The sequence below is a fragment of the Sorangium sp. So ce176 genome, assembly GCF_051519835.1.
GTDB lineage: Bacteria > Myxococcota_A > Polyangia > Polyangiales > Polyangiaceae > Sorangium > Sorangium cellulosum_G.
Genome location: NZ_CP150371.1, coordinates 6,137,330 through 6,161,159, shown reverse-complemented (window position 1 = coordinate 6,161,159; position 23,830 = coordinate 6,137,330). Strand labels below are relative to the sequence as shown.

General features: G+C 71.6%; 17 protein-coding genes and 1 tRNA gene. 7 read left to right on the top strand and 11 right to left on the bottom strand.

The window, feature by feature from the left end:
* Nucleotides 1–18: 18 nt before the first annotated feature.
* From WMF42_RS22995 to WMF42_RS22985, 3 genes are all read left to right on the top strand, one after another.
* The gene (locus tag WMF42_RS22995; protein ID WP_233562060.1) at nucleotides 19–1,134 is read left to right on the top strand and encodes an MlaD family protein; all 1,116 of its coding nucleotides are present in this window, start codon (nucleotides 19–21) and stop codon (nucleotides 1,132–1,134) included.
* Nucleotides 1,135–1,373: 239 nt separating this feature from the next.
* Nucleotides 1,374–2,516 carry a pyridoxal phosphate-dependent aminotransferase gene (locus WMF42_RS22990; RefSeq protein ID WP_437684698.1) on the top strand — a complete coding sequence of 381 codons (1,143 nt, stop codon included), beginning with the start codon at nucleotides 1,374–1,376 and terminating at the stop codon, nucleotides 2,514–2,516.
* Nucleotides 2,517–2,798: 282 nt separating this feature from the next.
* Nucleotides 2,799–2,870, top strand: a tRNA-Val gene (locus WMF42_RS22985).
* A 227-nt stretch (nucleotides 2,871–3,097) separates the two neighbouring features.
* Here the strand turns inward: WMF42_RS22985 and WMF42_RS22980 are convergent.
* On the bottom strand, nucleotides 3,098–4,018 hold the full coding sequence (locus WMF42_RS22980; protein WP_437684697.1) for a hypothetical protein: 921 nt from the start codon (nucleotides 4,016–4,018) through the stop codon (nucleotides 3,098–3,100).
* Nucleotides 4,019–4,093: 75 nt separating this feature from the next.
* On the bottom strand, nucleotides 4,094–5,674 hold the full coding sequence (locus WMF42_RS22975) for a TIGR02266 family protein (RefSeq protein WP_437684695.1): 1,581 nt from the start codon (nucleotides 5,672–5,674) through the stop codon (nucleotides 4,094–4,096).
* A gap of 241 nt (nucleotides 5,675–5,915) precedes the next feature.
* Between WMF42_RS22975 and WMF42_RS22970 the strand changes: the two genes are divergently transcribed.
* Nucleotides 5,916–6,281, top strand: a complete 366-nt coding sequence (locus WMF42_RS22970) for a PilZ domain-containing protein (protein ID WP_061610621.1) — start codon at nucleotides 5,916–5,918, stop codon at nucleotides 6,279–6,281.
* Nucleotides 6,282–6,589: 308 nt separating this feature from the next.
* Here WMF42_RS22970 and WMF42_RS22965 read toward each other — a convergent pair whose 3' ends face one another.
* The 6 genes from WMF42_RS22965 to pilB all read right to left on the bottom strand — a co-directional run bounded on the left by WMF42_RS22965 (nucleotide 6,590) and on the right by pilB (nucleotide 13,820).
* The gene (locus WMF42_RS22965) at nucleotides 6,590–8,350 is read right to left on the bottom strand and encodes a hypothetical protein (RefSeq protein ID WP_437684693.1); all 1,761 of its coding nucleotides are present in this window, start codon (nucleotides 8,348–8,350) and stop codon (nucleotides 6,590–6,592) included.
* Between the two features lie 133 nt (nucleotides 8,351–8,483).
* Nucleotides 8,484–9,644, bottom strand: a complete 1,161-nt coding sequence (locus WMF42_RS22960) for an OmpA family protein (RefSeq protein ID WP_233562172.1) — start codon at nucleotides 9,642–9,644, stop codon at nucleotides 8,484–8,486.
* A gap of 8 nt (nucleotides 9,645–9,652) precedes the next feature.
* A complete protein-coding gene (locus WMF42_RS22955; protein ID WP_233562174.1) occupies nucleotides 9,653–9,979 on the bottom strand; it encodes a DUF4398 domain-containing protein in 327 nt (108 codons plus the stop codon).
* Nucleotides 9,980–10,087: 108 nt separating this feature from the next.
* Complete coding sequence (gene lexA, locus WMF42_RS22950; protein WP_061611006.1) at nucleotides 10,088–10,780, bottom strand: transcriptional repressor LexA; 693 nt, start codon at nucleotides 10,778–10,780, stop codon at nucleotides 10,088–10,090.
* A gap of 195 nt (nucleotides 10,781–10,975) precedes the next feature.
* Entirely contained in the window at nucleotides 10,976–12,115 is a 1,140-nt protein-coding gene (locus tag WMF42_RS22945; RefSeq protein ID WP_061611007.1) for a type IV pilus twitching motility protein PilT, read from the bottom strand.
* 4 nt (nucleotides 12,116–12,119) lie between these two features.
* On the bottom strand, nucleotides 12,120–13,820 hold the full coding sequence (gene pilB / locus WMF42_RS22940; RefSeq protein ID WP_061611008.1) for a type IV-A pilus assembly ATPase PilB: 1,701 nt from the start codon (nucleotides 13,818–13,820) through the stop codon (nucleotides 12,120–12,122).
* 102 nt (nucleotides 13,821–13,922) lie between these two features.
* Between pilB and WMF42_RS22935 the strand changes: the two genes are divergently transcribed.
* Both WMF42_RS22935 and WMF42_RS22930 read left to right on the top strand, forming a co-directional pair.
* Entirely contained in the window at nucleotides 13,923–15,149 is a 1,227-nt protein-coding gene (locus WMF42_RS22935; protein WP_437684690.1) for an FHA domain-containing protein, read from the top strand.
* Nucleotides 15,146–16,501 (top strand): serine/threonine-protein kinase, encoded by a 1,356-nt coding sequence (locus WMF42_RS22930; protein WP_437684688.1) that lies wholly within the window; start codon nucleotides 15,146–15,148, stop codon nucleotides 16,499–16,501. Before WMF42_RS22935 ends, WMF42_RS22930 begins: the two co-directional genes overlap by 4 nt.
* Before the next feature lie 13 nt (nucleotides 16,502–16,514).
* Here the strand turns inward: WMF42_RS22930 and WMF42_RS22925 are convergent, their stop codons facing one another.
* The gene (locus WMF42_RS22925) at nucleotides 16,515–16,817 is read right to left on the bottom strand and encodes a hypothetical protein (protein WP_061608541.1); all 303 of its coding nucleotides are present in this window, start codon (nucleotides 16,815–16,817) and stop codon (nucleotides 16,515–16,517) included.
* A 146-nt stretch (nucleotides 16,818–16,963) separates the two neighbouring features.
* Here WMF42_RS22925 and WMF42_RS22920 point away from each other — a divergent pair, with 146 nt between their 5' ends.
* A complete protein-coding gene (locus WMF42_RS22920) occupies nucleotides 16,964–19,765 on the top strand; it encodes a tetratricopeptide repeat protein (protein ID WP_437684686.1) in 2,802 nt (933 codons plus the stop codon).
* A 63-nt stretch (nucleotides 19,766–19,828) separates the two neighbouring features.
* Here WMF42_RS22920 and WMF42_RS22915 read toward each other — a convergent pair whose 3' ends face one another.
* Nucleotides 19,829–21,973 carry a M3 family metallopeptidase gene (locus WMF42_RS22915; protein ID WP_437684684.1) on the bottom strand — a complete coding sequence of 715 codons (2,145 nt, stop codon included), beginning with the start codon at nucleotides 21,971–21,973 and terminating at the stop codon, nucleotides 19,829–19,831.
* Nucleotides 21,974–22,125: 152 nt separating this feature from the next.
* Complete coding sequence (locus WMF42_RS22910; RefSeq protein WP_437684681.1) at nucleotides 22,126–23,634, bottom strand: pre-peptidase C-terminal domain-containing protein; 1,509 nt, start codon at nucleotides 23,632–23,634, stop codon at nucleotides 22,126–22,128.
* Nucleotides 23,635–23,830: the final 196 nt, after the last annotated feature.

Below are 23,830 nucleotides of genomic sequence, written 5' to 3'. Positions count from 1 at the left end.
CGCAAGATGCCCTTCCGCATGGGCAGAGCGCGCGATCTGAAGGTCGGACTCTTTGTGCTGGCGGGGCTTGTGCTTTCCGCCGTAGTCATTTTCCTGATAGGCGATGAGCGACGGCTCTTCGACTCCTCGGTCGAGTTCGGGACGAGCTTCGCCGACGTGCAGGGGCTGAAGCCGGGCGCGCCCATCCGCATGGGGGGCATCGACATCGGCCATGTCGCCGAGGTCGGCTACGGCCCCGACCCGAAGGACACGAAGATCTATGTGAAGCTCGAGGTCGTCGAGAGCGAGGCGAGCCGGATCCGGACCGACAGCAAGGCCCAGATCGCGAACAAGGGCCTGCTCGGCGACAAGATGCTCGAGATCACGAAGGGCGAGAGCCAGGCTTCGGTCCCCCCTGGCGGCCAGATCCCGGGCGAGGTGCCGACCGACGTGATGGGCAAGGTGACCGGCATGGCCGAGAAGGCCGAGGCGACGCTCGACAACATCCAGAAGGTCTCCGAGAACATCGCCGACGAGAAGCTGCACAAGGATCTCCGCGAGACGGTCGCCTCGGCGAACACGCTGATGAAGCAGGTGACCGAGGGCGAGGGCTACCCGCACCGCTTCCTGACCGACCCCGAGGAGGCCGAGCGCATCTCGCGCACCCTGGCGAGCCTCGACCGCGTGAGCACGGAGCTCGCGGGCACGCTGCGCGAGGTGCGTGGGGTCGTCTCCCGCGTCAAGGAGGGGCCCGGGTTCGCGCACGACGTCATCTATGGCGACGGCCCGCAGAAGCAGATCCAGCAGTTCGGGAGCGCCGCGGATGAGGTCGCCATGACGCTGCGGGGCATCCGCGAGAGCGACAGCCTCGCGCACGACGCCCTCTACGGGGGCAAGGGCGACGGCGCCGAGGCGCTCGCCAACGTGACGGCGATGACGGGCGATCTGCGGGCGATCGTGCACGACATGAGGGCGGGCAAGGGGACGCTCGGCGCGCTCCTTGTCGATCCGTCGATCTACGAGGACATGAAGAGCCTGCTCGGGAACGTCCAGCGCAACGACGTGCTCCGCGCGCTGGTGCGCTACTCGATCAAGCAGGACGAGCAGAAGCCCGCGGTCCAGGTCGGCGGCGCCACGCCGTCGCCTTCACCCTAGAGCGCGGCCGGCCCCGGAGCGCCGGCTTGGCCGGCCGCGGGCGCCGCGCCCGTCCCGGGGCTCTCCGACGAGCGAGCCGCAGGGCGGCCGCGCGGCGCAAGGCACATCCGAGCCGCTTGCGCAACCGCGGTGCGCTAGTGCCTTGCGTCGTTCCGGGCCCCCCTTTATTCCTCATTGTCTCGATGCCCAGGAAGCTCGCTGATCGTCTCTCGGCCGTCGCGCCGAGCGCAACGCTCGCCATGGCGGCGAGGGCTGCGCGCCTGCGCGCCGAGGGGCACAGGGTCTACTCCTTCAGCGTGGGCGAGCCGGACTTCGACACGCCCGAGCATATCCGCAGCGCGGCGAAGGCGGCGCTGGACGCGGGCGCCACCCATTACACGGCCGTGTCCGGCACGCCCGAGCTGAAGTCGGCGATCTGCGCGTCGACAGAGCAGCACCGCGGCTGGCGCCCGCTGCCGAGCCAGATCACCGTGAGCTGCGGCGCGAAGCACGCGCTGTTCAACCTCGCCGCCGCGCTGTTCGAGCCGGGCGACGAGGTCGTCATTCCGGCGCCGTACTGGGTCAGCTACCCCGAGCAGGTGCGCCTGGTCGGCGCCACGCCGGTCATCGTCGAGACCACCGAGGAGGCGGGCTTCCGGCTCACGGCGGAGGCGCTGCAGGCCGCGCTGTCTCCGCGGGTGAAGGCGATCGTCCTGTGCACGCCGTCGAACCCGACCGGCTCGGCGTACGCGGAGGAGCACCTGCGCCCGCTCATCGGCGTGCTGCGGCGCCATGACTGCTGGATCATCGTGGACGAGATCTATGCCGACCTCACCTACGACGGGTTCCGGCACGCGTCGCTCCCGGCCCTCGCCGAGGACCTCGCGCCGCGCGTGATCGTCGTCGACGGCGTCAGCAAGACGTTCGCGATGACGGGCTGGCGCATCGGCTGGAGCATCGCGCCGACCGAGGTCGCGCGGGCGCTCGACGTGGTCCAGGGGCAGAGCACCACGAACGCGGCGGCCGTCTCGCAGGCCGCCGCCGTCGCGGCGCTGAACGGACCTCGCGACGCGGTGTTCGCGATGCGCGCGGCCTTTGCCCGGCGGCGCTCGCTGATGGTCGAGGGGCTCAACGCGATCCCGGGGATACGTTGCCGGATGCCGGAGGGCGCCTTCTACGCGTTCGCGGATGTGCGCGGCCTCTGCGGCCGCTCGTTCCAGGGGAAGGCGCTCGCGGGCGACGAGGACGTGGCGACCTGGATGCTGGAGCAGGCGCACGTGGCATCGGTCGCTGGCACCCCGTTCGGGGCGCCCGGCTACCTCCGGTTTTCCTATGCGTGCGACGAGGACCACATCGACGCGGGCCTCGCCGCGATCCGGCGGGCCGTCGCGACGCTGGATTGACGGGCTGCGTCGCCGGCCTGCCCGCTCGACGGCGCGACCCGGGGGGCGCGGACGTGATCGCCTGCCTGATCCAACCGTTCCAGGGGCTGGGGCGCGAGGCGGCCCGGGCGATCGAGCCTCAGCGGGGGAGGTCAGACCGGCCTGCAGGGCTCACGACGGGCCGTTTTCTGGGGTCTCTCGAAGAATTCGACATTGGCAGCGACTTGTTCTTGTCGAACGCCGATGTCTGGGTTAAAAGCGCCACGTCTTTCCGAAACGGCCGGGTGACAACCGGCTGGAATCGGGCGCATAACTCAGCGGTAGAGTGCGTCCTTCACACGGACGAAGTCGCAGGTTCAAGTCCTGCTGCGCCCACCCCGATTCCCGTTCCTGGCGAGCTGAACCGTTGCCTCGTGCCACCCGAGTGGCTGTGCCGGTGCCGTCAGGCGTTGCGTAGCTGAGTCGACGCCTGGCGTCGTGTTCCGGGGCGGTGAGCGCGGAGGCTCGGCCAGCGCCGGGCGACCCGCGCGCAGCGACGACGCGGAGCCCGCGCCGGACCCGGAGCGCGCAGCGGCGAAGCGGGCTTCCGGCCGAGGCGAACGTCAGGGCGCAGCGCTCGCCGCAGGCGGGGCTGCTGCCGGCTTCTCGTTCTTGCGCTTCTCGATGACGCTGGCCGCCGCGCGCAGATCCTTGGCGACGGAGCCGCACTTGATGCAGCGACGCCGGGACCCGCAGCGCTGCGGGGTGAGATGGTGCTTGATGTAGTGCAGCGCGCGGACATCGCCCTCCTCGCGCGCCCTGGCGATCAGCGCCCTCGTGGGGCACTCCGTGAGCCGACGCAGGTCGTCGGCGACGAGCAGCGCGGGCGTCGCGAGCTGCCGCACGCTGCTGTCGAGCATCAGCCTGCTCGCGTTGTCCCTGATCCAGTCGCCGAACTTCGGCGCGGTCATCACCTCGTAGAGCAGGTCGGGACCGCGGCTCCCCATGTGCTTGGCCATCAGGTCGAGCGCCGTGAGGGCGACGTCCGGGGGGCCGTTGGCGACCCTCAGGAGGAGCTGCTTGAGCTCGTCATTCCCGGTCTCCTCGGGAGCGATCTCGAACAGCCGCTTCGCCGTGAGCAGCGCGGCAGCCGTCGCCTTCTCGCGCCCCTGCGTGAGCGCGAGCGCCCGGAGGACAGCAGGGTCCTCCGGATACCGCTGCGCGAGCGCGCCGAGCGCGGCGCTGCCCGCGGCCTTGGCGCTCTCGAGCTCTTCGGGCTGCGCGCGGGCGGGCTCCGCCTTGGCGGGGACCTCGGGCTCCGCGGACGCTGTCGTCGTCGGCTCGGGCGACGGCGGCTTGACGCTCTCGCCGCTGCTCGGCGCGGCGGGCGCCGCGGGCGCAGCGGGCCTCCGCGTCACGACGGCGCCCTGCTCGAGCGTCGCCACGTCCGCGGGGTTCCGCAGCGCGACGGCGCCGCAGACGAGGGCCGTCGCGGCCAGAAGGCCGAGCGCGGCCAGCGAGGCAGCCGTCTTGGGGCGGTTCAACCCTGACTCACCAGCGTGACTTCCCGAGCCGCTCATCGCAGCGACCTCTCCCGCGGGGAACGCGTGCCCTGGCCATCAACCGTAGGGATCGTCGTTCTTCGGCGGCCTGGGGGCCGCGGGCCTCGGCCTCGGCGTCGCCGGCTTGGGCGCCGCCGGCTCGGCCGTCGCCTTCGGCGCTGCCGGCTCGGCCGTCGCCTTCGGCGCTGCGGGCTCCGCCGTCGCCGTGGGCGCCGCGGGCTCCGCCGTCGCCGTGGGCGCCGCGGGCTCCGCCGTCGCCGCGGGCGCCTCGACGGTCGCCGTGGCGGTCGCGGTCGCCGTGGCGGTCGCGGTCGCGGTGGCCGTCGTTGTCGCGGCCGGAGGGGCCGTGTCCGTCGCCGCGGGCGCGGTCTGGGTCGGCTGAGGCTTCTCCTCCGGCGCCGCCACGGGCTGCTCCGGCGTGGCCGGCGCGGCCGGCGTTGTCGCGGCCGGCTTGGGGTCGCTCTGCCCGAAGACGAGCCAGAGCGCACCGCAGAGCGCCGCCGCGACCAGCAGGATCGTGAGCAGCCGTCCGGTGCCGCTGCTCTCCTCTTCCTGCGCGAGCGGGGCCTTGCCCGTGGCCGCGGCCTTCGCGGCGACCGCCTTCTCTTCCTTCGGCTTCGCCGCGGACGCCGCCGGCTTCGCCTTGGCCGGCTCCTCGACCGCCCTGGCTTCCTGGCGCGCAGGCCTGGCGGGCGGCTCCTCGACGGGCACCCCCTCCGCCGGCCTCTTGGCAGCCGCGACCTTCGCCGGCCTCGCCTCGGCTGCGGGCACGTCATCGCGCGCTTCCCGCTCGTTCGCGAGCTGGGCGACCGCCGCGACCGGCATGGCCGCCGGCTCGGCCAGCGGCTTCACCCGCTCTTCCCTCGGCGCCGGCGCGGGCTCGGGTTCGGCCTTCTTCGGCGGGGTGGCGATGAGCGGCTCCTTGGACGCGCCGATCTCTTCCAGCGACCCGCCGGCCTCCGCGAGCGCCTGCTTCAGCAGCTCGGCCGCCTGCTTCATCATCGTCCGCTCGTCGGGCGGCGGCATCTCCTTCTCGGGGTTCGTCTGCGGGAAGAAGCTGCCTCCTGCCTCGACGAGGTCGCCCTTCTTCATCGCCTCGCCCTTGCCCGCGTCGCCCTTCGGGCTCGCCCCGATCGCGCCAAGCCCGAGCATCGTCGACGCCCGTTTCACCTGCGCGGCCTTGGCGGCCGCGGGCTCCGCCTGCGGCGCGGGCGCGGGCGCCGCCGCGGGCTCCTGCGCCTCGTCGCCCAGATCGGTGCGGTCGGTGATCCCCGCCTCGAACGCCGACCCGGCGCCCTGCTGCGCGTCGACGAGCCGGGTGATCACGGCCTTGGACTTCTCATCGATCTTGATGAACTTCACGCCCATGCCGGACGGGTGCACGTCGCTCGCCTGCGCGGGCTCGCGCTTCCACACGACGCGACCGACGCCGGCGATGACGGCCTGCTCGTCCTGCAGCCGGATCTCGAACTTGAGCAGCGTGCCAGCGGGGAAGGGCGACGGCGTCTTGATGAAGATGCCGCCACGGCTCACGTCATGCGAGTGGTGCTCGATGAACTCGTCGACCGTGGCGCTCTTGTAGCGCACGGTCATCTGCAGCACTCTCGCTCGCGGATCTTTGCGTGTGTCCTGGGCCATCAGGGTAGAACTCCGGTCTACTTCGCGACTCGCTCCTGCGGATGTGGTCCGCATGTTACCCAAGGTTCGCCGCGAAGCCCAAAGGGTAACACGTGACGGTCGCTTTACCGAACGCAGCCGCGGGCTTCACCGGGCGAGCACGCTGTTCATGCGCGCGCGCCCTGCATCGCAGGCCGCGGTGATACGAGCTTCCGCGCGCGTCTCTCGTGATATGGTCGCGCCGACTGGAGAATGCGCCGGGATGGCTGTCCGGGACCACTTTCGCGTTCACGCGAGGCGACGCGTCGATCTTGGGGCGACGCTGCGCGATCGACAGTCGATCGCGGAGCACGGGGTGCGCATCCGCGATCTCGGTCTCGGCGGCGCCGGCATCGAGCTGTCCGAGGCTCAGCTCGCGTCGGAGCTCCTCGATCGCGAGGCGCCCGTGACGCTCGAGGTCGCCACGCCGAACCTGTGGGACCCGCTGAGCCTCCGCGGCCGCATCGCCTGGATCCGCCGCGGGGCGGCGGGGCGGCCGGCGCGCGCGGGCGTCCGCTTCGAGCACCACGACGCCGGCGCGCTCTACGCGCTCTACCAGTTGCTCGGCTCCGAACGCTTCGACCTCTAGCGCGAGGCGCGCCCGCTGCGGAGACGGGCCCATCTCGACGTTTTCGGTGCTCGGCGTACGTGAGTACGCCTCCGCGCCGAAAACGCCGATCTGGACCCGTCTCCTGTGCGGGCGCGCCTCGCGCTGCCGACCGGTGGTGGGGCGGGGGGGAGGGAGGGCGGCGGGGAGGAGATGGGGGACGGGCGTGTTCGACGGCGATGCGCGGCGAGAACGCGGAAGGGGGCCCGTCGCCTGCGCGGGGGCGCGTCGGGCCGCCGCGGGAGCGGGGTCGAAGAGAGACGGGCGTGCTGGGAGGGGGGCGGCGGGGGCTAGAGGGCGAAGACGGGGCCGATCGTCGGTGCGAAGACGAGGCCCAGGGTTGGCCACATCAGCATGACCTTCACCTCGGCAGACACACCCAGGTTCGGGGTGATGCCGTAGACCACACCAGCGCCGACGCCCGAGAAGTTCCGACCCGTGATCTGAAAGGCGTCGAGATCCTCGACGAAACGCGTGTCCGTCGGGCACCGGTTGCTGCCGTTGCCGTTCTGCAGCGATCCATCCTCGTTGCGGCGATCGCACACGTCCACCGGCACCGAGGCGTTCACCTGGGCAAGGCCGATCGGTGACAGGAAGGCATAGGGACGAAATCCGCCTTTCTCGACAATGCGATCTCCCAGGAAGAAATACGTGGCGCGAAGCTCCCCGTGGAGCGGCAGGAAGCTGAGCGCCTGGAGATGCGGGTTCTGCTTCTCGTCTCCCGTCCACGCCGGCGGCTCGTTCGTGGACGAAGGTGAGCCGCCGAAGGCGAACCCGAGCCGTGCTCCCACGAGGAACGGCAGATCCGCGAAGATCTGACGATCGTACGACAGCATCACGCGACCGCCCGCGGGGCTCAGACCCCCCTTGACCCCATTCGTGCCCGGGAGATCAGCCGGCTCGCCGTAGAACTGCTTGCCGTTGGTGCCCGGATAGAAGCAGGCGTAGGCGGCGTCGCTGCCAGAGCACACGTAATCCGTGCCGCGCACGAGGAGCAGGTCGAGCCCCCCCCAGAGGCCGATCACGTTGCGATTGCCCTTGCCCGACCCGGTCGAGGCGCCGCCGCCCTCGTCGCCCTGCTCGCAGGTCCCGTTCAGGCAGACAAGCCCGGACTGGCACTCCACCGTCTCCTCGCAGGTCGAGCCCCAGGCCTTGTCCCCGCGCTTGCCGCCGGCCTCGGGGCAGCCCGGCAGGCCAGGCGGGCAGTCCTCCTTCGCGGCGCACCGCTGCGGCGGCTCCTGGCCGGGCAACGAGGGCTCCGTCTCGATCTCGTTTTTGATCGGCACCCGGTGCGGCGCCTGCATCGAGCCGGCCGTGCCCACCGGATCGCCCGCCTCGTCCCTCAGGATCACGAAATACCGGATGTCGCCGGTCGTCGTGACGTCCTCGCACGGGATCTCGGCGCCGAAGCCGTCCCCGAGGCGCGGCATCTCCAGCGACTTCCACTTCGGCGAGCCGAACGGCCTGTACCGCAGCGTTGCCTTGGCCGCGTCGATCTCCTCCGGGACCTCGACGTAGACCGGCACCGGCGTGTTGACCGCCTGCTCGGCCACCGGCGTGTGCGGGACGTCGCCCGCCGCCTGCTTGGCCGGCTTCCCGCCGCTCGCGCCCGGCGCGTCCTCCGCGGCCGGCTTCCCGGCGCCGGACTGCACGTCTTTCTGGGCCTCCTTGAACGCCTGGGCCAGCTCGGTCGTCGTCAGCGCGTCGATGAGCGCCGCCTTCGGGTCGGCCTGGAGCGCCAGCACGAACTCCGATCTCGCCTGATCGAGCTTGTCGCCGCCGCCGTAGACCGTGCCGAGCGCGATGTGCAGCTTGCCGACCACCGGCCTCGTGCACGCGTTCTTCCCGCACCGCTTCAGGGCGTCTCTGAGCTTCTTCTCCGCCTTGTCGAACTCGACAGAGAGATAGTCGTCGTCCATCGCCTGGTTGTGCAGCTTCATCGCCTCCGCGTCCCTTTCACCGGCGGCGCCGGCCGCGGCCGGCGCGCCGAGGACGAACAGCGACGTCAGAGCGAAGGCGAGACGAGCGCGGCGTGAACGACGAAACAACACGGGGTCAGACCTCCAGGAAGTGCTGGGGACGAGCTCTTGCTTTCAGGAGCGGAGCCGCGGGCGGCTCCAGGACTGCGCGGTCGAGATCGGGCGTACCGAGGTACGCCCGGGCGGCGTGCTCGGGGCTGCCTGACTACTGCGGCGGAGGCGGGGCCGCCTCCGTGCGGACGAACTGCACGCGCCGGTTCAGGGCGCGGTTCTGATCGGACGTGTTCGGCACGATCGGCCGCTCCATCCCGTACCCGACCGACGTCAGCCGGGACTCTTCGATCCCCTTGGCCACCAGGTACTTCTTCACCGACGCAGCGCGCCGATCCGACAGCTTCTTGTTGTACGCCGCGGCGCCCTTGTTGTCCGTGTGCCCCTGGATCTCGATCTTGATCTTCGGGTTCTGCTGGAGGACCTCCACCACGGCGTCGAGGATCGGGAAGCTCTCGGGCCGGATCTTGTCCCTGTCGAACTCGAAGTGGATCTGCTGGGTGATCTTGATCTCCTTCTCGGTGACGATGACAAGGCTCGGCTTCTTCGGGCAGCCCGGCTTGTCTCCGCCGACCACGCCCGGCTCGTTCGGGCACTGGTCCTCGAGATCGACCACCGTGTCCTGGTCGTTGTCCGGCTCGGGGCAGCCGTCGGCGTCCTCGTAGCCGTCCGGATCCTCCGGGTCGTTCGCGCAGTTCTTGCCTGTGCTGTCCTTGTCGTTCAGGTCCGGGACTGTATCGAGATCGTTGTCGAGCTCGGGGCAGCCGTCCTCGTCGAGGTAGCCGTCCTTGTCCTCCGGCAGCAGCACGCAGCTGTCCTTGCTGTCGGTGATGCCGTCGCCGTCCGTGTCCGGGTCGTCCGGGCAGCCGTCGTCGTCCTGGAAGCCGTTCCATGTCTCGGCGTCGCAGGGGCACTTCTTGTCCTGCGGATCGAGCAGCCCGTCGCCATCGCAGTCGCCGGGCTTGGGCGGCGGCGCCTCCTCGATGAACCCGCGCTCGGCGCACTTCTGCGGCGGCGACAGGTCGTACGCGGCGTGCGTGTTCGCCTTCGCGATGTCGAGGTGCTCCTTCGCGCGGGCGAAGAAGCCCTGGTCGAGCTCGACCGTGGCGAACGAGAGGTGCGACTTCGCCATCGCCAGCTCGCGCGGCGCGCAGCGGAGCGCGCCGTTGCGCTCCGCCTGCTTCGCGATGGTGCTCAGCGCCTCGATGTCGCCGCGCATCACCGGCACCTGCGCGCACGAGAGGGCGGACCCCGCGAACGCCACGACGGCGACGACGCCGGCGCGACGAGCGCGGCGCGAGGAACGGCGCGTCATTCGAATGCTCATCGACCCGCGCCCTCGTGCGCCTGTTTCGACAGGGTGATCGCCTTGTCCGCGTGCTCCTCCGCGATGTCGGCGAAGTCGATCGCGTCGCCGTAGTCGGCGGCCGCGGCCTCTTCGCGCGCCTTCCAGAGGTGCTCTCGCGCGGTGTAGTACTCGTACGGCGCATACTTCGCCGCGCCGAGCGCCTCCGCCGTCTCGAGCTTGCTCGAGGCCGAGTTCGCGGTGAACGCGTAGATGGCACCGCCGCAGCCGCTCGTGAGAGCCGCCGCGAGCACCATGCCCGCGCATGAAATCAATGTCCCGAATCGCCGCCCGTGCGTCGTCACGATCGCAGTTCTTTCTGGAGCGGGCCCCTTGGACCGTCTGCCCGGTCGTCGCGACGCTACCAAGGGCGCTCGGCGCGCGTCAACCGGCTCGGGGAAGGGAAACGGAGGTTAGAGCTTCCGGTAGACGCCGACGACCACGCCGAGGAGCATCGCCGGCTTGAAGTCGCTCGCCCTGACCAGGATGGGCGCCATCGCCGCGTTCGCGGGCTGGAAGCGCACGTAGTCCTTCTCGGGGAAGAAATACTTCACGGTCGCCTCGTCGCCGATCAGCGCCACCACGATGTCGCCGCGCTGCGCGGTCAGCTGCCGGCGCACGAAGATGTAGTCGCCGCTGAAGATGCCCGCCTCGATCATCGAGTCGCCCGTGACGCGCAGGCCGAACACCTCGCGCCCGCCGCGCACGAGCGTCCGCTCGATCCGGACCGTATCGAGGACGTGCTCCTCGGCCAGGATCGGCAGACCCGCGGCGATGCGGCCGACGACAGCGATCTCGACGAGGTCGTCCTCCTGGTCGTTCGCAGGGGCCTCGCTGCCGCCGCCCACGAGCGCGCCGCGGAGCTCGGCGCCGCCGTTCGCGCCGCCGCCGTCCAGGTCGCGCGGGCGGAGGGCGCGCGACTTCATGTCCTCGCGCGTGAGGTAGCCCTTGCGCTCGAGCGCCCGGAGGTGATCGTTGACCCCGTTCGTCGAACGGATCCCCATATGCGCGCCGATCTCACGCAGCGTCGGCGGGTAGCCGCGCTCGTTGATCGACTGCCGGATATAGTGAAGCACCTGCTGTTGTCGCTCGGTGAGCCCCTGCATCGGGCGGAACCTACTGAACGGTTGGGTAGATGTCAAAAAAGTGTGGAGCTCCCTCTCCACAGGCCCGATTTCGCTAGGATTTTCCGGGCACCTGGGCGGGCTCTGCGGGCGCTCGCGCCTTCTCGGGGAGCGCCGCGCGGTGAGCCGCGGGGCGGGTCGAGCGTGCAGGGTGAACCGAAGGGCAGGGGGCCGTGATCAGGGCTGCTTCGCGAGGTTGCTCCGCGAGCTCATCGCCTGGCGGGGCTCGAGCATCGCCCGGATCTCGTCTCCGTCCGCGGCGGCGGCGAGCGCCTCCTCCAGCGTGATCATCCGGCGCTGGTAGAGCGACACGAGCGACTGGGCCATCGTCTGCATCCCGCTGCCGGCCTGGCCCATCTGCATCTGCGAGTAGATCTGGTGGAGCTTGTCCTCGCGGATGAGGTTCCGGATCGCCGCGTTCGGGATCATGACCTCCATCGCCATGACGCGCCCCGGGCCGTTCGCGCGCGGCAGCAGGAGCTGCGTCATCACGGCGACGAGCGTGAACGAGAGCTGCTGGCGCACCTGCGACTGCTGGTGCGGCGGGAAGACGTCGATGATGCGGTTGATCGTCGAGATCGCCGAGTTCGTGTGGAGCGTGGCGAACACGAGGTGGCCGGTCTCGGCGATCGTCAGCGCCGACTCGACGGTCTCGAGGTCGCGCATCTCGCCGACGAGCACCACGTCCGGATCCTGGCGCAGGGCGTAGCGCAGGGCGTCCTTGAACGACGCCGTGTCGGAGCCGATCTCGCGCTGGTTCACCAGCGAGAGCTTGTGCGGGTGCAGGTACTCGATCGGATCCTCGATCGTGAGGATGTGGAGCCGCTGCTCGGAGTTGATCTTGTCGATGATGCTCGCGAGCGTTGTCGTCTTGCCCGAGCCGGTCGGGCCTGTGACGAGCACGAGGCCGCGGGGCTTGGCGGTGATGTCGAGCACGACCGGCGGCAGGCCGAGCTCGTCGAAGTTCATGATCCGGAACGGGATCTGCCGGAAGGCGGCCGCCACGGCGCCGCGCTGCATGTAGATGTTGGCGCGGAAGCGGGCGAGCCCCTTCATGCCGAACGACAGATCGAGCTCGTTGCGCTGCTCGAAATGCGCGACCTGCTCCTCGCTCAGCACCGAGTAGCAGAGCTGCCTCGTGTCGGCGGGCATGAGCGGCGGGAGCTTCAGCGGCACCACCGTGCCGTCGATGCGCAAGAGCGGCGGCGTGCCGCTCGTGATGTGCATGTCGCTCGCGCCCTTCTCCACCATGGCGCGGAGGAGCTGCTGGAGCGTGTACCGGAGGCCCTCCTGCTGTCCGACGAGCTCGGTGGTCATACGCTCAGTCCCCCATCGTCACGCGGCCGACCTCCTCGGTCGTGGTGACGCCCGCGAGCACCTTCTCGATCCCGCTCATCCGGAGGGTCAGCATCCCGCCCTTGATGGCCGCGGCCTTGAGCTCGGCCGTGGACGCGCCCTGGAGGACCATCTCCTTCAGCGCGTCGGTGAAGCGCATGACCTCGTAGAGCGCGACGCGGCCCTTGTAGCCCGAGCCGTTGCACGTCTTGCAGCCCGCGCCGCGCACGAGATCCGCGCGCGCCACCTGCTGCTCGGTGAAGCCGAAGTCGAGGAGCACCCTCGGGTCCACGCGCAGCGGGACGCGGCAGTCGGAGCAGATCTTGCGCGCGAGGCGCTGGGCGAGCACGAGGTTCACGCTGGCCGTGATGAGGAACGGCTCCACGCCCATGTTGAGGAGGCGCGAGATCGTCGACGGCGCGTCGTTCGTGTGCAGCGTCGAGAGCACGAGGTGACCGGTGAGCGCCGCCTTGACGGCGATCTCGGCCGTCTCGAAGTCGCGGATCTCGCCGACCATGATGATGTCCGGGTCCTGCCGGAGGAAGGACCGCAGCGACATCGCGAAGTTCAGCCCGATCTCGTCGTGCATCTGCACCTGGTTGATGCCGTGCAGGTTGTACTCGACGGGATCCTCGGCGGTGCTGATGTTCGAGCCGGTCTGGTTGAGCTCCGAGAGCGCCGAGTAGAGCGTCGTCGTCTTGCCGGATCCGGTCGGGCCGGTGACGAGGACCATGCCCCACGGCTGGCCGATCGCCCACTTGAAGTCCGCGAGCGGCTTCGGGTCGAAGCCGAGCTTCACCATGTCGAGCTGGAGGTTCGACTTGTCGAGCAGGCGGAGGACGATCTTCTCGCCCCAGATCGTCGGCAGCACGGAGACGCGGAAGTCCATCTCCCGGCCCCTGCCCATCTTCAGCTTGATGCGGCCGTCCTGCGGGAGCCGCCGCTCGGCGATGTCGAGCGAGCTCATGATCTTGAGGCGGCTCGCGATCGCGTTCTTCAGCTTGATCGGCGGCTGCATCTCCTCCATCAGCACGCCGTCGATGCGGTAGCGCACGCGGAGCTTCTTCTCGTACGGCTCGACGTGGATGTCGCTCGCGCCCTTCTTGATCGCGTTCAGGAGGATCGCGTTGACGAGCCGGACCACGGGCGCGCCCTCGGCGGCCTTCTCCAGCTCGAGGACGTTCAGATCGTCGGCCTCGACCTGGAAGCCGACCTCCTCCTCGCCGAACTCGCTCAGCACCTCGTCGTACGAGGGCCCGACGTTGTAGGCGCGCTCGATCGCCTCGGTGATGCCCGTCTCCGACGCGACGACGGGCTCGACGTTGAACCCCGTGAGGAACTTGATGTCGTCGATGGCGTGGAGGTTCGTCGGATCGGCCATCGCGACGACGAGCGCCGTCCCCGAGCGGGAGATCGGGATGATCTTGTGCTTCTCGCAGACATCGCGCGAGACGAGGCGCGAGACCTCCGCGTCGATCTCGTACTCGTCGAGGGCGACGGCCGGGACGCGGTACTGCGTCGAGAGGAAGCTCGTGATCTCCCCGTCGGAGATGTACCCGAGCTTGGCGAGCGCGTAGCCGAGGTTCTGACCGGTCTTGCGCTGCTCTTCTTGGGCTTGCCTGAGCTGCTGGAGGCTGATGAGCTTTTCGCGGACGAGCAGCTCGCCGAGGCGGTTGGTTGTCGACATCGAGGCCGCAAATCCTGCGGGCGGCGAGGAGGAGAGTCAACGCTGGCGGTTGGGGCGGACGCGCATCAAGGGTAGGATGTCGGATGGCGAGGATGGCGCTGCGTGAGTCTCTTTGAGTGGTTCGGGCTCAGGCGGGGGGACAGCCGACGCAGGGCGGCAGAGGCCAAGGAGCTCGCCGGCGACCTCGCGGGGGCAGTGGAGCTGTACGTCGAGGCGGGGATGCCCGACGACGCCGCCCGGGTCCTCCTCCTCCGCGCCGACGCCGAGCGGAGCGTCGAGAAGCGGATCGCCTTCTGCGCCACGGCTTCCCGGACGGCGGAGAGCCCCGAGCTCCGGCGGGCGGCGCTCGGGCGCAAGGCGCTGCTCGCGTTCGACCTGGTGCGCGCCCGGGGCGCGAGCGCCATGCGGAGCGAGGTGCTGGCGGTCGCGCGCGAGCTCGAGGCGGCGGGCGAGCTCGAGCGCGCGGCGGACGCGTACGCCCTGGTCGGCGACAGCGAGTCGGAGACGCGCGTCCTGGCCGCCGCGGGCGCGATCGACCGGCTCGAGGAGCGTCTCCGCGTCTCGATGACGGCCGAGCGGGACCAGCGCGAGCTCGCGGCGGCGCTGCGGAAGATCGCGGACCTCGACCGGGTGGCGGAGCGCCGCGAGGCGATCGCGGTGGCCGAGGCGTGGCTCGGGGGCAGCCGCGACGGCGAGCGGGTGACGGACGCGCTGCGCGCGATCCGCGCGCGGCTCCTCACCGGGCCGCTCCTCACGATCGAGCTCGGCGGCGCCCTCCTGCGCTGCGCGCTCGGCGACGAGGTCACGATCGGCCGCGGCGAGGCGACCCTCGTTGTCGCGTCCCGCGCGGTCAGCAGGACGCACGCGCGGATCCGGCGCGGCCCGTCCGGCATCGAGGTCGAGGATCTCGGGACGCGCAACGGCACGACGCTCGCGGGCGCGCGGCTCACCGGGGCGCTGCCGGTGGGCCGCGGGGTGCAGATCCTGCTCGGCGGGGAGGTGCCGTGCGCGATCGCGCCCGGGACCGGGCAGGGCTGCGTGGTGGAGCTCGCGGGCGAGCGCTTCTCGGTGCCGCTCGGCGACCTGCCGGTCGGGCCGTGGCGGATCCGCCTCGAGCGCGCCGCCGCCTCCTCGTTCGTCGCGCTGAAGACGCCGCCGGGGGCGCCGCCGCCGTTCCTCGGCGACTACCAGCTCGCCCCGTCCGTCGAGCTCTGCGCCGGCGACGCGATCGCCGCGTCGCGCGGCGGGGCGCCGGTCTTCCGGATCCCCGCCGGCGGCCAGGCGCCGGCGGCGCGGCGCGACGGCGGCGCGGAGGGCGGGCCGGCGTGAGCCTGTGGCGGCGGCTCAAGGAGCGGCTCGGCGTCGCCACGCCCGGCGGCGGCGCGCCGGCGGACGCCGGCGGCGGCGCTGCGCCGGACGCGCCGGACGCGGACGAGCGCGCGGATCCGGCGCGCGCGACGAGGGGGTCGGCGCCGCCGCGCGCGGCGGCGCGCCCGGCGCGCAAGGACGGCGTCGACGACATCGCGCGCCTCCGGAGCGCCGGGTCGCGGGACGGACCCTCGACGGACGAGGTGATCGCGGTCCTCCGGCGCGCGCGCGGCACGCTGCGGGAAGCGGAGGCGGTGGCGCACCTCGTCGCGGCGATGGAGGAGCGGGTGCTGCCGGATCCGGTCCGGGTGGCGTGCGCCGATCTCCTCGCGGCCCGGGGCGACGAGCTGGGCGCGCTCTCCGTGCTCGAGGGCGCGGCGGCGTCACGGGAGCGCGGGGGCGCGTCGCGCGCGCGGCCGGTGTCCTCGACCGAAGGGCTCGTCCTCGCGGCCGACCTGTACGCCTCGCTGGGGCAGCTCCCGCGCGCGGTCGGCGCGATCGAGCGGGTGCTCGTCCGGGAGATCGGCGCGCCCGGCGCGCGCGAGCGCCACCAGCGCTGGCGCGCGGCGCTCGGCGCGGAGCGGCCCGCGGCGGCGCGCGTGGAGGACGTGACGGTCGTCGCGCCCTCGGCGGCCAAGACCCCGTTCCGCCTGCTCCGCGAGGTGGCGCGCGGCGGCGCCGGGGCCGTCTACGAGGCCGAGGACGAGGTGCTCGGCCGGCGCGTCGGGTTCAAGGTCTACCACGGGCGCGGCGCCGACCGGACGCACGTCACCCGCGAGGCGCGGCTCGCCGCGGCGCTCGCGGGCCCCGGCGTCGTGCGGGTGTTCGACGCGGATCCCGACGAGGGATGGATCGCGCTCGAGTGGATCGCGCGCGGCTCGGTCCGGGACGCGCTCCGCGCCGGGGACGCGGCGGCGCTCGCGCCGGTCGCGCGGTGGGCGCGGCCGCTCGCGCGCGCGCTCGCCCGCGTCCACGAGCGCGGCTACGTCCACGCCGACGTCAAGCCGGCGAACGTGCTGCTGCGCAACGTCGGCGAGCCCGTGCTCAGCGACTTCGGTCTGGCCAGGCCCCGCGGCGCGCCGTCGGCCGGCGGCAGCCCCGGCTACGTCTCCCCGGAGCGGCTCGCCGGCCGCCCGAGCGACCCGCGCGACGACGTCTACGGCTACGGCCGCGTGCTCGAGGACGTCCTCGTGCGCCTCGAGGCGCTCGGGGTCGAGGGGCTGGCGGCCTGGAAGGAGCTGTCGCTGCGGTGCCTTGGCCCCGACGACGAGCGGCCGGCGGACGGCGCCGCGCTCGTCCGGGCCGCCTGCTGAGCGCCGCGGCGGCTCAGCAGGTATCGAGGCAGCGCATGTACTCCTCGAAAGCGGCCGCGTCCGTCCCGTCGAACGCGCCGCAGGGCACCTCCGCGGCGCACTCCGAGGCGCACCGGACGTCGCCCTCGCACGACGCCTCGCTCGAGGCGCCGCCGCCCTGGTAGCCGCACTCCTCCGTGTGTTCAGCGGCCTCATCGCACACGCTGCCGCAGCCCGACGCGAACGCGACAGCGACCGCGACAGCGATCGACGCGGCGCGCGCTCTTCCGGAGCTGCCGGGCGCTTCCGTCCACCAACGACCCCTGCCTCTGCTCATGGGTGCTCTCTCCCGGAGTGATGTCTCTGCGGGGGACCTTACTGCGGCGGAGTTGCGCGCAGGATGGCAACTCGCTTCGCTTCGGGCGCGGCCCTGGGTAGATTGCTCGCCTACATGCGCGCACGCAACGAGGAGAGGGCGGGCTGATGCGCCTGGCGATCGTCGCCACGCCGAGCTTGCACCGCGATCAACGACCGGCTCCAGGCTCGCTCGACGGTGATCTCATCCGGGCCCGCCTCTCGCTGGACGACGCGGGCTTCCGGGTGATCGACGTGGATCCTGGCCGGGATCTCGCCGAGCAGCTCGACGCGATGTTCGACGAGCTCGTGGCGACGAGGAGGACGCTGGTCGACGCCGACGAGGCCGCGCGCGACGAGGCGTCCACGCTGCTCCTCTTCTACGCCTCGAGCGCTGTCGCGCTGTCGCCGGACGGGGAGCTCTTCCTCTGCCTCGACCCCGAGAACCCGGGCGTGGGCGACGCGCTGAGCGACGTCGCCGCGGTGTTCCGCGATCGCGCGCGCGGCGAGGTGCTCTTCGTCATCGAGTGCCATCACGCCCCTGGCGCGACCTCTCGCGCCGTCGTCGCCGCGGCGGAGCGGGCGGTGGCGTCCGCCGAGACGGGCATCGAGCTGCTCGCCGCGGCCCACCCGATCGGCTCGCTCGACGCGGACCTGCCGTCGGTGCTCACCCGCGCCTTCGTCGAGCACCTCGACGAGGCCGAGCCGGAGCGCGGCCTCACCGCCGGCGCGATCGCCCGCCGCGTCCAGGAGAGCCCCGCGCTCGCCGGCGCCATCCCGTGCTTCGCGCGCGGCCAGGGGCGGGGCTCCTTCTTCGTGCTCGTCCCGCGCGGCGGCGTCCCGGGCGAGGTCCCGGCGGAGGGCCCCGCGGCCGCTCCGCCCGACGCCGCGGGCGGGGAGCACGCCGCCACCACGCCCGCGCCGGCGCCGGACGATCCGGTCGCCCAGTACCTCGCGGTCGGCGACACGCTCATCGCCGCGTCGGACCTCGAGGGGGCGCTCACGGCGTACAAGAAGGCGCTCGCGCTCGTGGGGACCGCCCAGCGGGACGCGCGCGCGGAGGTGTACGTGCGCATCGCGCACGTGAGGTGGCGCCAGGAGCGGCACCCTGAGGCGATCGAGGGCTTCGAGAAGGCGCTCGCGCTCGCGCCCGAGCACCGCGCTGCCCTCGAGGCGCTGGTCGAGGTGCGCCTCGCCGCGCGTGACTTCGCCGGGCTGCGCACCGCCGAGGAGCGGCTCCTCTCGCGGATCGAGGGGGACGCCGACCGGTTCGGGCTGCTCGTCCAGTCCGCCGAGCGCTGGGAGATCATCGCCGGGGACACGGACCGGGCGCGGGAGCTCCTGGAGCGGGCGCGGGAGCTCCGCCCCGTCGAGCCCTCCGTCCTGCGCAGCCTGGGCCGGCTCTACGAGGAGGCCGGCGACGTCCAGGCGTCGCTCGACGCGCGCCGCGACCTCATCGAGCTCGTGGAGGACCCGCGGCAGCGGGCGGTCTCGCTCCTGGAGCTCGCGTGCGCGGCGATCCAGGGCGAGGCCCGCGCGACATTGACCGAGGTCACGCGGGAGCAGGCCGGCATCGAGCTGCTGGAGCGCGCGCTGGACGCCGATCCCACGCTGCTCGATCCGCTCGCGCTCATCGCGATCCTCCTCTCGGCGCGGCAGGAGTGGGGCGAGCTGGAGCTCGCGTACCGGCGCATGCTCGACCGCGCGCAGCGCATCGCCGACCCGCGCACGCGCAGCGACGTCGTCTGGGAGCTGTGCCGCCGCCTCGGCCTGCTCTTCCGCGATCACCTCGAGGATCCAGGCTCCGCGCTGGAGGCGTTCGAGGGCGCGGTGGCCGAGAGGCCGGACGACGTCGCGGGGCGGGTCAGCGCGGCGTCGCTCGCGCGCAGCGCTGGCCGGTTCGAGCGCGCGGCGGCGCACCTCCAGGCCGCGGCGGTGCTCGATCCCGGGAACGTCCAGGTGTTCCACGACCTGTTCGACACGTTCCAGAAGCTGCGGCGCACCGATCAGGCCTGGGCCGCGGCGAGCGTGGCCGTGTACCTCGACGCCGCCGAGTCGCGGGAGCGCTTCCTCTTCGAGGAGCACCGGCCGGCGGGCCTGGTGCAGCCCGAACGCGGCTTGAGCGCCGGGGCGTGGGAGCTCCTGCGCGCGGCCGATCGCGATCGCGCGCTCGAGGAGGTGCTCGCGTCCGTCGCCGACGCGGCGATCCGCGCCCGGCTCGCGCAGCGGGCGCGGGAGAAGAAGCTCCCCCGGCTCGATCCGGCCGCGCGCGCCGACGCGGAGCGGAGCGCGGCGGGCGTGGTGCGCCTGTTCGCGTGGGCGAGCCGGTGTCTCGGGATCGCCACGCCGACGATCTACTTCCTCAAGGACGCGCAGATCGGGGTCGCCGCGGTGCCGGTGGGCGAGCCGAGCGTCCTCGTCGGCGGCGAGGCGCTCCGCGGGCGGACGGCCGCCGAGCTCGCGTTCCTGGTGGGCAGCCACGTCGCGTACCACGTCGGCCCGCACCGCCTGCTCCTCCATTTCCCGTCGCTCGAGGAGCTCGGCGTCTGCCTGGCCGCGGCCGTCAAGCTGACGCGCCCCTCGGAGCCCGTCCCTGCCGAGATCGAGGCCGCGGTGCTCTCGTTGATGCCCTTGCTCGACCAGGAGCTCACGGAGATCGAGCGTGACGCGCTGGAGGCGGCGGTGTTCGAGCTCTACGAGATCCGCGCGCCGCTCGATCTCGCGCACTGGGCCGGCTCGGTGGAGCGCTGCGCTGCCCGTGTCGGCTACCTCTTGACCGGCGAGCTCCCGGTCGCGGCGTCGTCGCTCTCGCGCGCGGACGCGCCGGGCGTGCTGACGGCGGAGGAGAAGATCGGCGACCTGCTCTCGTTCACCGTCTCGGACGCCCACCACGCCCTGCGCGAGGAGCTCGGCGTCGCCATCCAGCCCTAGCGCTCGCCGCGCCAGCCAGCCGTGGCGCGCGCCGCGCGCTCAGCGCCGGCGCGCCGCGCGCCCTCACCGCTTGCCCTGCAGGTAGGCGAGGTACGCGTCGTGGTTCGGCGGGCGGTCGAGGAAGCGGGCGACGAGATCTCCTGCTTCGACGCCGCCCCCCTTGGCGAGCACCTCGTCGCGGAAGGCGCGCGCGACCGCGGGGTTCAGCAGGCCTTCCTGCTGGAAGCGGGTGAGCACGTCGCGCGAGAGCGAGAGGGCCCACTGGTAGCCGTAGTACCCCGCGTCGTACGTGATGAGGTGCCCGAAGCTCGACTGCAGGTGCGTCCCCTTCACGAAGGCGAACGACTCGTTCGCGCGCTGCGCTTGCTCCACGACAGCGGTCGTGTCGAAGCCCGGCTCGCGCGCGTGGAGCTCCAGATCGATCGCCGCGAGGGTGAGCTGCCGCTGCGTCGCGAGCGCTCGCCCGAAGCCCCGCGCGCGCGTCATGGCCTGGAAGAGATCGTCCGGGATCTTCTCGCCGGTCGCGTGGTGCCTCGCGAACAGATCGAGCACGTCGCGCGACCACGCCCACTCCTCGAACATCTGGCTCGGCGCCTCCACGAAGTCGCGCACGGTCGCCGTCCCCGAGTAGGAGGCGAGCTCCGAGCGCGTGAGCAGGTGGTGCAGCACGTGCCCGAACTCGTGGAAGAACGTCACCACGTCCTCGTGGGACATGAGCGCCGGCTGCGCCCCCGGCTTCGGGAAGTTGCACTCGAGCGCCGCGATCGGGGTCTGCCACGACCCGTCGTCGAGCAGCTTCGCCGTCCGCACCGAGAACATCGCCGCGTGCTTGTACTTGTCGGGCCTGCTGTAGAGGTCGAGGTAGAATTTCCCGATCGCCTTCCCCTCGGAGCGCACCTCGTACGCTGTCACGTCGGGGTGCCAGGCCTTCGCGGGCACCTCCCTGTACTCCAGGCCGTACATCCGCGCGGTGATGTCCATGAGCCCCTGCTTCACCGCGCCGATCTCGAGGTAGTCCGAGAGCGCCTGCGAGTTGAACTGGTACCTGGACGCGCGGACCCGGTCTTCGAGGAAGTAGCGCTCCGAGGGCGGCAGCTTGTCGCGCGGCTTGCCCCCGAGCCGCGCGTGCTCCTTCATGAGCTCGGCGAACTCGGCCTTGGCGGGCTCCTTCAGCGCGGCCCGGACCTGGTCGAGGAAGCCGCGCACGGCGCCGCTCGTCTTCGCCATCCGCGGCTCGATGGCGTAGTCGGCCCAGCTCTTGTAGCCGAGCATCTTCGCCTTCTCCGAGCGGAGCGCGAGCAGGCGCTCGAGCAGCTTCACGTTCTTCTCGCCGCCGCGGTTCGTGAACAACACGTAGAGGTCGAGCGCGGCCTTGCGATCCTTCGCGTAGGTCACGAACGGGAAGAAGTCGGGGTAGTCGGTGGTGATCTCGACCTTGCCGTTCGCCTTGGGCGGGTGCTTCGCCACGTACTCCTTGGGCAAGCCCTCGAGCGAGGCGGGCGCGATCTCGATCGACCCGAGCGACGCGGACAGGTTCGACATGAATTCCTGCCCGATCCGGGTGATCTGCTCGTTCACGTCGCGGAGGCGTTGCTGCCGGTCATTCGGCAGCGACAGCCCGTTGCGGCGGAAGTCGCGCAGCACGTCGGAGAGGAGCCGGGCCCGCTCCCCCTGGAGCGCCTCGCGCGTCTCGGTCTTCTCGGCGTACGCCTTGATGACGCCGGCGAGATCGGCGTCCAGCCACATCGCGGTCGTGAACCTGTCCACCTTCGGCTCGCAGAGCCTGGCGGCCTCTCGCACGGCGGCGTCCGGGTGCGCGACCCCCATCAGGTACGGGAAGTCGCCCGCGCTGTTCACCTCGAGCACCGCGCCGTCGAACCGCCCGAGCGTCGCGGCGTACGTGAGCTTCTCCGGCGGCGCCTCCTTGAGCGCCCTGATCGCGTCGAGGTGCGCCTCTGCCGCGCTCAGGTGGTCATCGCAGAGCTGCTTCACCCCGCCCGCGGTGATCCCCACCGCCACGGGGTCGAACTCGGCGCGCGCAGGCGTCTCGGGCGGCGCCGTCGTCGCCGCGGGCGAGGCCGTCCCCGGCGCCGCGCTGCCGGGCCCGGGCGGCGAGGGCACCACGGCGGTCGGTGGACCGGCGCTGCAGGCGACGAGCAGGAGGATCGAGAGGAGCGCGCCGGGCGCGGGCGAGTGACCGACCTTCATGGCGGTCCGCCTATATCATGGGTCGTCCGCGGGCTCGGCGCGCCGCCGATGGAACCGGCGGGACAACCTCAAGCGGACGGCCGGCGGTGTGTCGGCCGGGGCCCGGCGGCGCCGGCTCCGGGAGGGGGCGCGGCGCCGCGAGCGTCGGATCCTCAGTCGGCGCCCGGGATGAAGCCAAAGACGCAGTCGTAGCTGCGGCTCGCCACATCGGCGGCGGGCGTGCCGGCCGACACCAGGGCGATCAACCGGTTCTCCGCGGGGCTCGCCGGGAGATCAACCCCCGTGATCTCCAGGTCCGCCGTCTCGCTCTCGGTGGCCGTGTAGTCGCTGCCGATCTCGGTGCCATCGCCGTTCAGCAGCGTGAGCGTGAACTCGCGCAGCCCGGAGCCGTGGCGCTGCGCTCCGCAGAAGGCGGATACCTTCCATGTCGCGTCCGCGCCCTCGGGCACCGGCAGCGCATAATGGTCGGCGTCCGGGGTCACCGCCTCAGAAAGCTCGCCGTCCACGGTGTAGACGAGCCCGCCCCCGCCGATTTCGAAGGAGTACAGATCGCCCTCTGGCGTCGTGGCGAGGTTGTTGGTCAGGTCCTCGGCCTCGCGGCCGGAGATCTCCAGTCGGTTGTGAAGGAGAACGTAGAAGTCGTTCGCCCCCACTTCTCCCTGCGGGCGCTTGACGAAGACCAGGTACTCGGCCTCCGCGCCGGCCTTGACAGGAACCTCGATGCTGCCGCCCTTCGACGGGTCGATCTTCGCGTACGGGGTGGTCAGATCCGCCGCGTCGAACACGGTGATCTCACTGACATCCACCGTCGAGCCGCTGCCGTCGGCTCCGGGCGGGGCCGAGAGGAGGAACGTCGCCTTGAGCCCGTGCTCGGAGGCGGGCGTCTCCGGCAGCGTGAACGAGTAGACGTCGACGTCCGTCGCGGTCTCGAAATCGCCGATCAGGAACGTCGTGTAGTATCCCGTGTCGTCGTCCAGCGCCTCGTAGTGGAGCGGCAGGGCCTGCGCTTCCTCGTCGTTCGGCTCCCTGTCCTCGATGAGGCTGTCGTCATCGGCGGCGGCCGCGTCGAGCGACGAGATGCCGATTGCGTAATCGAAGTTCTCGATCCCGTCGGCGGGCGCGCAGCTGCTCGCGCCCAGCGCGGACGTGCACTCCTCGACGAGGAGGTAGTAGTCGCCGTCAGCGGGCAGGACGGTGATGAGCCGGCTGTCGTTGCCGTCCTGAGGCGGATCGTCGTTCCGGGCGATCTGCTCGCCTTGCGCGTCGAGCAGCGAGACGACCAGATCGGGATACCGCGGATCGTTCTCGTCGGCTTCCGGCTTCGCGTCGGTCAGGACGTACAGGACCTGCCCCTTGGTCCCGGTGAAGCGGTAGAAGTCCTGGTCTGCGTCGACCGGATCGAGCGTCTCCTGCACTGCGTCTGCGTCGATCTCGATCGACTCGGCCGTCTCGATGCTGTCGTTCCCATCCCCTTCCTCGCCTCCGGCACCGGTGGTGGTGACGCTGTTGCTCGTCGAGCTCGACGTCGTGGAGCTCGTGGCCCCTCCCGCTCCTCCGGTACCGCTCTCGCCACCGACACCTTCGTCATCGCCGCCGCATCCCGCGGCGGCCGCCGCGATCGTGCCGAGCACGAAGCAACCCAGGACATAAATCGATCTCATGGTACCTCCAGCGTCTGCTGCTCTACAGCAGTGTCTGCTGTATTCTTGTTGGAACAGTGCACCTACACCGCAGTCGGTCCAACGTGCCATGAAAGCGCAAGGTTTCGTCGGCCGGAACTCTGGAGCATCGGAAAGGATGAATGCTGCTCTACAACGTCATCTCGATGACCATGGAAAGTGGGCTGTAGAGCCCGGT

Coding starts and splice junctions, on each gene's coding strand:
- pilB (WP_061611008.1), bottom strand. CDS start 13,820: ATGTCGACAACCAACCGCCTCGGCGAGCTGCTCGTCCGCGAAAAGCTC.
- WMF42_RS22960 (WP_233562172.1), bottom strand. CDS start 9,644: ATGACGCGCCGTTCCTCGCGCCGCGCTCGTCGCGCCGGCGTCGTCGCC.
- lexA (WP_061611006.1), bottom strand. CDS start 10,780: ATGCAGGGGCTCACCGAGCGACAACAGCAGGTGCTTCACTATATCCGG.
- WMF42_RS22975 (WP_437684695.1), bottom strand. CDS start 5,674: ATGGCCCAGGACACACGCAAAGATCCGCGAGCGAGAGTGCTGCAGATG.
- WMF42_RS22990 (WP_437684698.1), top strand. CDS start 1,374: ATGGCGGCGAGGGCTGCGCGCCTGCGCGCCGAGGGGCACAGGGTCTAC.
- WMF42_RS22925 (WP_061608541.1), bottom strand. CDS start 16,817: ATGAGCAGAGGCAGGGGTCGTTGGTGGACGGAAGCGCCCGGCAGCTCC.
- WMF42_RS22970 (WP_061610621.1), top strand. CDS start 5,916: ATGGCTGTCCGGGACCACTTTCGCGTTCACGCGAGGCGACGCGTCGAT.
- WMF42_RS22920 (WP_437684686.1), top strand. CDS start 16,964: ATGCGCCTGGCGATCGTCGCCACGCCGAGCTTGCACCGCGATCAACGA.
- WMF42_RS22995 (WP_233562060.1), top strand. CDS start 19: ATGGGCAGAGCGCGCGATCTGAAGGTCGGACTCTTTGTGCTGGCGGGG.
- WMF42_RS22945 (WP_061611007.1), bottom strand. CDS start 12,115: ATGACCACCGAGCTCGTCGGACAGCAGGAGGGCCTCCGGTACACGCTC.
- WMF42_RS22915 (WP_437684684.1), bottom strand. CDS start 21,973: ATGAAGGTCGGTCACTCGCCCGCGCCCGGCGCGCTCCTCTCGATCCTC.
- WMF42_RS22910 (WP_437684681.1), bottom strand. CDS start 23,634: ATGAGATCGATTTATGTCCTGGGTTGCTTCGTGCTCGGCACGATCGCG.